This is a genomic window from Clostridium peptidivorans (genome assembly GCF_900205925.1).
GTDB lineage: Bacteria > Bacillota > Clostridia > Clostridiales > Clostridiaceae > Clostridium_AK > Clostridium_AK peptidivorans.
Map to the genome: position 1 here is coordinate 1 of NZ_OAOD01000041.1, position 7765 is coordinate 7765.

General features: G+C 29.7%; 7 protein-coding genes and 2 pseudogenes. 2 read left to right on the forward strand and 7 right to left on the reverse strand.

The window, feature by feature from the left end:
• Positions 1-120: 120 nt before the first annotated feature.
• The 3 genes and pseudogenes from CRN98_RS17055 to CRN98_RS17065 all read right to left on the reverse strand — a co-directional run.
• Positions 121-225 (reverse strand): annotated as a pseudogene (locus CRN98_RS17055) (peptide deformylase); the annotation flags it as partial.
• Positions 226-518: 293 nt separating this feature from the next.
• Complete coding sequence (locus tag CRN98_RS17060; RefSeq protein WP_097028616.1) at positions 519-3917, reverse strand: FtsX-like permease family protein; 3399 nt, start codon at positions 3915-3917, stop codon at positions 519-521.
• A gap of 19 nt (positions 3918-3936) precedes the next feature.
• Positions 3937-4638 carry an ABC transporter ATP-binding protein gene (locus CRN98_RS17065; protein WP_097028611.1) on the reverse strand — a complete coding sequence of 234 codons (702 nt, stop codon included), beginning with the start codon at positions 4636-4638 and terminating at the stop codon, positions 3937-3939.
• Between the two features lie 324 nt (positions 4639-4962).
• On the opposite strand from CRN98_RS17065, the gene CRN98_RS17070 reads away from it, so the two are divergent.
• A complete protein-coding gene (locus tag CRN98_RS17070) occupies positions 4963-5529 on the forward strand; it encodes a TetR/AcrR family transcriptional regulator (protein ID WP_097028612.1) in 567 nt (188 codons plus the stop codon).
• 80 nt (positions 5530-5609) lie between these two features.
• Here the strand turns inward: CRN98_RS17070 and CRN98_RS18100 are convergent, their stop codons facing one another.
• Complete coding sequence (locus CRN98_RS18100) at positions 5610-5738, reverse strand: hypothetical protein (RefSeq protein ID WP_278335446.1); 129 nt, start codon at positions 5736-5738, stop codon at positions 5610-5612.
• A complete protein-coding gene (locus CRN98_RS17075; protein WP_097028613.1) occupies positions 5728-5916 on the reverse strand; it encodes a hypothetical protein in 189 nt (62 codons plus the stop codon). The genes CRN98_RS18100 and CRN98_RS17075 overlap by 11 nt, the downstream gene beginning before the upstream one ends.
• A gap of 95 nt (positions 5917-6011) precedes the next feature.
• Between CRN98_RS17075 and CRN98_RS17080 the strand changes: the two genes are divergently transcribed.
• Positions 6012-6899, forward strand: a complete 888-nt coding sequence (locus CRN98_RS17080; RefSeq protein ID WP_097028614.1) for a MerR family transcriptional regulator — start codon at positions 6012-6014, stop codon at positions 6897-6899.
• A gap of 78 nt (positions 6900-6977) precedes the next feature.
• Here CRN98_RS17080 and CRN98_RS17085 read toward each other — a convergent pair whose 3' ends face one another.
• Together CRN98_RS17085 and CRN98_RS17090 are read right to left on the reverse strand one after the other, a co-directional pair.
• Positions 6978-7514 (reverse strand): nitroreductase family protein, encoded by a 537-nt coding sequence (locus tag CRN98_RS17085; protein WP_097028615.1) that lies wholly within the window; start codon positions 7512-7514, stop codon positions 6978-6980.
• Positions 7515-7528: 14 nt separating this feature from the next.
• A pseudogene (locus tag CRN98_RS17090) lies at positions 7529-7765 on the reverse strand (acyl-CoA hydrolase); the annotation flags it as partial.

A 7765-nucleotide genomic window follows, 5' to 3' on the forward strand; every position in this document is an offset into this window, starting at 1 on the left:
TTTTAGATATTATCATCATAAAAGACCGCATAGTTTTTTAGGAGGGCTAACGCCTTTTGAAAGAAGGTATCTATAAAAATTAATCGAACTAGGTGTTGCAACTTTACTTGACCAGGTCACTCTTAATGTATCTATTAAATCATCAACTACTACTATATCATTTTTAGTTGCCTCTTCTGATTTTTGTCCTAAAAACAATATATCTTTTACAATTGGTTTTATCATAATTTATACCTCTTCTTTAGTTATATTTTTTATAAAAATAAGATATGATTTTAAAATATATCATATAACCTAACCCTATTAAATAAATTTGCTAGACAATATCTTTTCCTATAATTAGCTATAAGTTCTTCACTTAATACACATCCTTAACTCAAAAAAATTATAACATAAACCAATGACACTTTTAATATCATTGGCTTACTTTTTAATATTTAATCATGTTCTATTTATTTTGGTTGTCCATGTATACGGTTCTCCGTATCTTATCTAAATGAGGTTTTTACATTTATATATTATTCGTTAGACTTTAATGCATCAATCATGTTAATATTCTTTAACTTAATATGCATCATAATCATAACTATTAGCGAGAACAGTATAGTTATCAAGGCAGAGAATATATAACTATCTATGAAAATATTAGGATACATCATCATAGTATCAGTTTCTGCCGTGCTAATTATAAAAGCATGTAGTATTTTTCCTAAAAATGAACCTGTAAGTACTCCTAAGAGTGTTAATATTATACTTTCCCTTAAAATATACATAGTGACTTCATTATCAAAAAATCCAAGTACTTTTATAGTAGATAATTCTCTTATACGCTCTGATACATTTATATTATTTAAGTTGTATAAAACTACAAAAGCAAGACATCCTGCTGCTAGTATCATTACTAACATAACTATGTTCATATTAGCCGTTGACTCTTCAATCGATTTTTGTATTTGTGATGTTGATGTAACGTTTATCACATTATCACACCCCAAAAGCTTTGACGAAATTTCATCAACATCATCTTCATTTTTATCAAAATTCAAAAGTTGGGTATTGTAGCTAATTTTTTTATCAAATATTTTTTCATAATACGATGGTGACATATACATATAGTGCATAATATAATTTTCAACTATTTTATCTACTTTCACATCATAAGAATTATTCTCTTCATCTTTCATAGTTATTGTATCTCCAGCAGATGCTCCTAAAAGTCTGGCTAACTTCTCATTAATAATAACACCATCATCTGATATTTTATATTTTTCACCTGACACCCTATCATTTAATAGTATAAACTGATCTATCTTCTCTACATCTTGCGGTACATACAGAGTAACTGTTTGTTTATTCATATCCTCTTTACTAAATGTTACTGATTCTTGATGTATATTTAAATTATTCTCATATCCGGTTATTTGATTTAAAATATCTTCATACTTTTTATAATCTTCTTTAGTAGAATCTTCATCTAATACTACCATAGCTTCATATTTCCATAACTTACTAAATTGCTTTTCTATAATACCTGTATTTGAATTTTTAAGTCCAAACCCCGTAACAAGTATGGCCATACAGCCAGCAATCCCTAGTACTGTCATTACCATACGTTGCTTATATCTAAAAATATTTCTTAATGTTACCTTCTGGTTAAAATTAAGCGCTTTCCATAGTAGTGTAATTTTCTCTAAGAATATCTTCTTACCTAGTTTTGGAGCTTTTGCTTTCATCAGATTAGCCGGTTTACTTTTCAATTCAACTCTTATAACAAATAAAGCTGCTCCAACTGTACATAATATTGATATTACCATAGATTGAATGATATAAGATGGATAATAATATATAATTAATTTTGGTAAACTGTATAAACTTCCATAGGCATTACTGATTATAACTGGGAGAAAACTACATCCAATTAATATTCCCAATATACACCCAGAAATACTTGCTATTGCAGCATATATTATAAACTTCCAAGATATTTGTAAATCATCGTATCCTAAAGCTTTTAAAGTACCTATTTCTATTCGATTTTCCTCTACCATTCTTGTCATTGTTGTTAAGCAAATTAATACTGCTAATAAAAAGAAAAATACTGGAAACACTGAAGCAATATTATCTAAAGCATTAACTGAATCTTTATATCCCGAATATCCTGGATTATCATTTCTATCAAAGAAGTAGTACTTATTTTTATCTAAATTTTTAAGATTTTCTTTTTCTTTCTTTTCAACTTCTTTTCTAGCATCTAATAGTTTTTCCTTATTTTTATTTATTTCTTTTTCACCTTCTATTAGTTTTTGCTCTGATTCATTTAATTGTTTTATTGATTTATCAAGTTCTTCTTCCCCTTGTATTTTGCCTTCTTCAAGTTCTTTTGCCCCTTTTAAAAGTTCAATATTTGCATTATCTAATTGCTTTTGAGCCTCTTCAAGCTTAACTCTACTATTATTAAATATCTCTAACTGTTTCTCATATTGGGATTTACCTTGTTGATATTCAGTAATTCCTGCTACTAATAATTGTAAATTAGACATATTATCATTTACAGTTTTGTCCATAGCATCTAATGATTTATATATGTTAATAGCAATATCTAAATTTTTAGGATTTCTTTCTAGTTCATTAATTAGTCCAGCCATATCACTTAAACCTAAATTAGATACAACACTTTTCCAATACTGTATCTTTTCAGAAGGTATTTCTTCACCCTCTTTAATATTTTTAACTGTATACTTTATATCACTAGAAAGTACATTGATTGAATTAAATAACTTTCTAAGATTTTCTATTTCATATTCTAATTCACTTACACTCTTTTCAGGATTGATTCCTTGATTTAAAAATTCTTTCTTAGCTTTATCAAGCTCAACCTTTGATTCATAAAGTTGTTTTTTTCCTTCTTCAAATTTTTCTTTTTCTTTATTAAGTTCTGCTTGACCTATTTCTAATTTCTTTTCACCTGATGAAAGATCTGCTTCACCGTCTTTAATTTTTTCTTGAAACTCTATTAATCCTTGGTTGTATTGCTTTTTGCCTTCTTTAATTCTTTCTTTTCCATCTTCTATTTCTCTTTGTGCCTTTAGAAGTTTTATTTCATTATCTTCTATTTCTTTATAGGCTTTATCAAATTCTTTTTCTACTTTTGTTTTTACTTCTTCAACTCTATCTATTGTTCTATTTGAATATAAATTTTCAAGATATTGGGTATTTTTCTCCATTTTATCTTTATATTCATCGCTATAAGCATCGAGACCTTGTACATTTTTAAATCTTACATAGATTTCCGTATATACATCCATTGATATATCCGAGCTATTTAATACTGCAAAGTAATCAATAGTACCCTTACCAACAGGAGTTATACCTCTTGATTCTTTTTCAATATACATTGGACTTCTTACAATACCAACGATTTCAAATGTGGTCCTCTTAAAAGACTTCATTATGTCTTCGTCAGTATTAATTACAAATTTGTCTCCAATCTTCATATTCTTATTTAATTTTAAAGCTTGTTCATCTAAGGCTATTTCTCCACCTTTTTCAGGTAACCTGCCTTCCACAACACTGAAGTTATTTATGTTATTTTTATTGTCATACTCCATGAATCTTACCACATTACTCATATTTGCAAGGTTTGCATCTATACTGCGTGTGCCATAAAAATCTAATATTTCATCATTGTTTCTAAGTACCTCTATATCTTCATCATTTAGTCCAAGACTTGATACAATCTTACTATCCATAAGGTTATAGGTGTTATATAGATTATTTATAGTTTTATTCATATCGGGTCCTGCTGATTTTATGCCAGAATAAAAAGCCACACCTAAAAATATAATTATTAATATTGAAATAAATCGTGCTTTTGATGATAAAATTTCCCTTGCTATTGACTTCTTATATGCTTTAATCTGCATCCCAAGTTCACCTCTACCATTCAATTTCTTCAACTGTAATAGGATTATCATTAATCTCAATGCTTCTAACCTTTGCGTCATTTATTCTAATAATTCTATCAGCCATTGGTGCGATTGCTGAGTTATGAGTTATGACTATAACTGTGGTCCCCATTTCTCTACAAGTATCTTGTAGGGTTTTCAAAACTTGTTTTCCTGTATTATAGTCAAGAGCACCAGTTGGCTCATCACAAAGCAATAACTTAGGATTTTTTGCAATTGCCCTTGCAATAGAAACCCTTTGTTGCTCTCCTCCTGATAATTGAGCTGGGAAATTATCTTTTCTATGTTTAAGGCCTACTAATTCAAGGATTTTGTCTACATCTAATGCATTGTTGCAAATCTGTGTAGCTAGTTCTACATTTTCTTTAGCTGTTAGATTTTGTACTAAGTTATAAAATTGGAACACAAATCCCACATCGTCTCTTCTATATTTAGTAAGCTGTTTATTATTAAATTGAGATATGTCAGTATTATCAATTACTATTTTTCCTTCATCACAACTATCCATTCCTCCAAGAATATTAAGTATAGTGGATTTTCCAGCACCACTGGGACCTAATATAACAACAAATTCTCCTTTTTCAACAGAAAATGTAACTCCGTTGTTTGCCACAACCATATTTTCTCCAATCTTATATTCTTTGTATACGTTAAGAATATTTATATACGACATCTTATACCTCCTTTTAAATCTATATACTCAGAGTTATTAAATAGACACATTGTTCACTTTATAGTACAATAAATAGTATAAGTTAATAGACACTTATAGACAATAATCACATAATTTCTTAACGTTATTAAATAGACATAAAAATTTAATCTGTTTATTAAATAGCATCTAATATTAAATTATTTATCCGATAACTACCATCCGTAATACTCCCAACGGATGTTACGTCCCTGGATAAGTTCTTCTAAGCTTCGGTTGAAGTAAGTACTCCTTTTAAGCAAACTCCATCTGAAGCTAAGAATCACTTGATAAAGGAGAATATATATGGCAAGCATTAAAGGAAACCGTAGAATTTTATATACTAAGAAAACCATTAAAGATAGTTTAATTAAACTACTTCAAACTAAAGAAATCCATCAGATTACTGTTACTGATATATGTAAAAACGCAGATATTAATAGAGGAACTTTTTATGCTCATTATAAAGATGCATTTGATTTACTTCAGTCTATGGAAGATGAACTATTTAATCAAATTCTTGATTATATTGATGAGACTCCAGTAGAAGAGTATAGTGATTCCCTATTACTTAAAGTTATTGAGTTGATTTCAGAAAATAAAGATTTATGTAAGGTCCTACTTTGTAAGCAAAGAGATAATAAGATTCTAGATCGATTAATCTATGTTGCTAGTAAAACAGAGATTGAACAGATATATAGTACTTCAGATGAATTTACTAAAGCTCATTTGAATTACTATATAAGGTATGTTGTTGGTGGTTGTATTTCAATCATTCAAGCTTGGCTGGAAAATGATTTGCCTGAATCCCCTAGTGAACTTGTTAAAATAATTAACACCGTAAATAAATTAAATACTGAATATTACAAATAGCTTTATCTATTGAGATTATATATAAGCATGGCAATCTCAACTAAGTACGATTTAGTATATCAAAAAAGAGCCTTTCGGCTCTATTTTTTTGGTAGTCCCCTCACAGGCTTATTCATATTTTTGTCTGCTTCCCATGTAAACATATTTGGGGACTTTGAATTATTTTTTTCATTATCATTTCTTTTTTTATTTTCTGATTTAGATTGCATTATACTCACCTTCCTTAGTAATTTTATCCCCAAAGGTGGATGAAATTATTCCTCTTATAAAGTCATTTTGTTCTTCTTCTCCCATAAAAAATGAATCCCTATTTGATAATTCTTTATCAAGTTTACCAATATCAAAAGCTTGTTCAAGATACGCTTTCATGTTAGATTGCGTATTCATATACCTAAAAGTATCATCATATGATTAAACAATTGCACTTCTTTCGCATAAATGGTAATATATAACAATAAGGTCATTATTTGGGGTGATTATAAATGAAAAGAGGAGACAAATATTCTATAGGTGAAGTAGAAAAAATTTGTAATATTCCTAGGAAAACATTGCGTTATTATGATTCGATAAAATTGGTTGTCCCTAAATTTAGAGAAGAAGGAAATAAATATAGATATTATAGTAAGGACCAAATGGTAACAATATGTATAATTCGTAAACTAAGAATGCTTGGATTTACATTAGAGCAAATTCAGCAAATTGTAAAGGATAACAAAGCTGAAACTCTTAAAAAAAGTATAGAGGGTAAACTTTTAGAAATATCCAATGAAATAAACAGCCTCCAAAAAAGATATTCCGATGCCTATGTTTTTTTGGAAAGACTAAAAAAAGGGGTAGATATTATTTCCTACTGCAACAAAGAGGATAAAGAAGATATTATTACCAAAGGTATGCACATTGAAGAAATTCCTGAAACAGATTTAGTGTTTACCAGAAAAGTAATGAAAAATTATTCCAATGCAGAGGTGTCTTTAGAAAGATGGATGGAAATAATTGATTTATGCAGTAAGCTACAGCTAAAGAGTAAAGGATTAATTGTTGTTACATACCATTCAGACCCTCTTGATCAGTTTCTCTTTAAGGATTCAACCGTTGAATTTGGAATGTATATAGAATCCCCTATTAAATGCGATAATTGCAGAAAGTTTGGAGGGTTTACTGCTGCTACTACTACTCACATTGGAAATTATTCAAATATTATAAATACTCATATAAAAATGATACAGTGGATTAACAAAAATGGTTACAAGATTACTGGTAATATATCCGAAGAGTTTATTATATCACCTCTTGATGTAGACAACGTGGACGAGCATATTACCAAAGTAATAATTCCGGTAACAAAAATTGATTGCGAAAAGAAAAAATAGGCTTTGTTTTTGTTTTAAAGTAATAATCAAAGGGTAGTATATCCATCAGTTGAAATGACTACCCTTTTTTGTATCTTTTCAATGATAACGCAAAATTTCTGAAACTTCTTTTCTTCTTGGAGCTTTTGGCTCTTCTGCTGGATATCCACATGCAACCAATGCAATAATCAATTCGTCTTCTGGCAAATCAATAAATTTTGTAACTCCTTCCTCGTCAAAAGATGCCATAATTACAGCCCCAAGTCTGAGCTCCTCTGCTGCAAGGCAAATATTTTGGCAGGCAACTCCAGCATCAAACATCTCCCATGTTGCTCCCTTAGCGGTAGAAGTAGAACCATCTCTTTCGTAACCAGAACGGTTCTTTACAATAGAAAGAGCCAGAATCATTGGTGCATTTTTAACAATATTTACATTTTCAGGCGCTACCAATGTATGTGCAATTGTCTGAATCTCATTGTCTTTTTCAATAACTGTATAACGAACAGCTTTACAATTATTCCAGGATGGAGCCCATCTTGCACAGTCAACAAGTTGCTCTATCACCTCATGTTCCACCTTACATGTCTTATATTTACGGATGCTTCGTCTTTTTTTAATACATTCTATTACATTCATATTAATATCCTAAATTAATATGTCTCGTAAACAAACTGAACCACTGTTGATAATGGTGGATCAGGTAGTACATCGATAGAACTTGGGAATGGTGGATCTGCAGGAACTTCAATAATCTTGAAAGAACGAACCTCAATTAATGCACGGTTTCCCTCTATGTTCTTAATTCTCGCAATATACTCCATGTAGTCACCTGCAAATGAAGGCGCATAAAGACGAACCTTCTTTACCTCAACACAATGACCAGTGTT

What these genes read in the sequence shown, in the direction of transcription:
- CRN98_RS17085 (WP_097028615.1), bottom strand. Translation starts at nt 7,514, where the DNA reads ATGAATGTAATAGAATGTATTAAAAAAAGACGAAGCATCCGTAAATAT.
- CRN98_RS17065 (WP_097028611.1), bottom strand. Translation starts at nt 4,638, where the DNA reads ATGTCGTATATAAATATTCTTAACGTATACAAAGAATATAAGATTGGA.
- CRN98_RS17070 (WP_097028612.1), top strand. Translation starts at nt 4,963, where the DNA reads ATGGCAAGCATTAAAGGAAACCGTAGAATTTTATATACTAAGAAAACC.
- CRN98_RS17080 (WP_097028614.1), top strand. Translation starts at nt 6,012, where the DNA reads ATGAAAAGAGGAGACAAATATTCTATAGGTGAAGTAGAAAAAATTTGT.
- CRN98_RS17075 (WP_097028613.1), bottom strand. Translation starts at nt 5,916, where the DNA reads ATGAATACGCAATCTAACATGAAAGCGTATCTTGAACAAGCTTTTGAT.
- CRN98_RS18100 (WP_278335446.1), bottom strand. Translation starts at nt 5,738, where the DNA reads ATGCAATCTAAATCAGAAAATAAAAAAAGAAATGATAATGAAAAAAAT.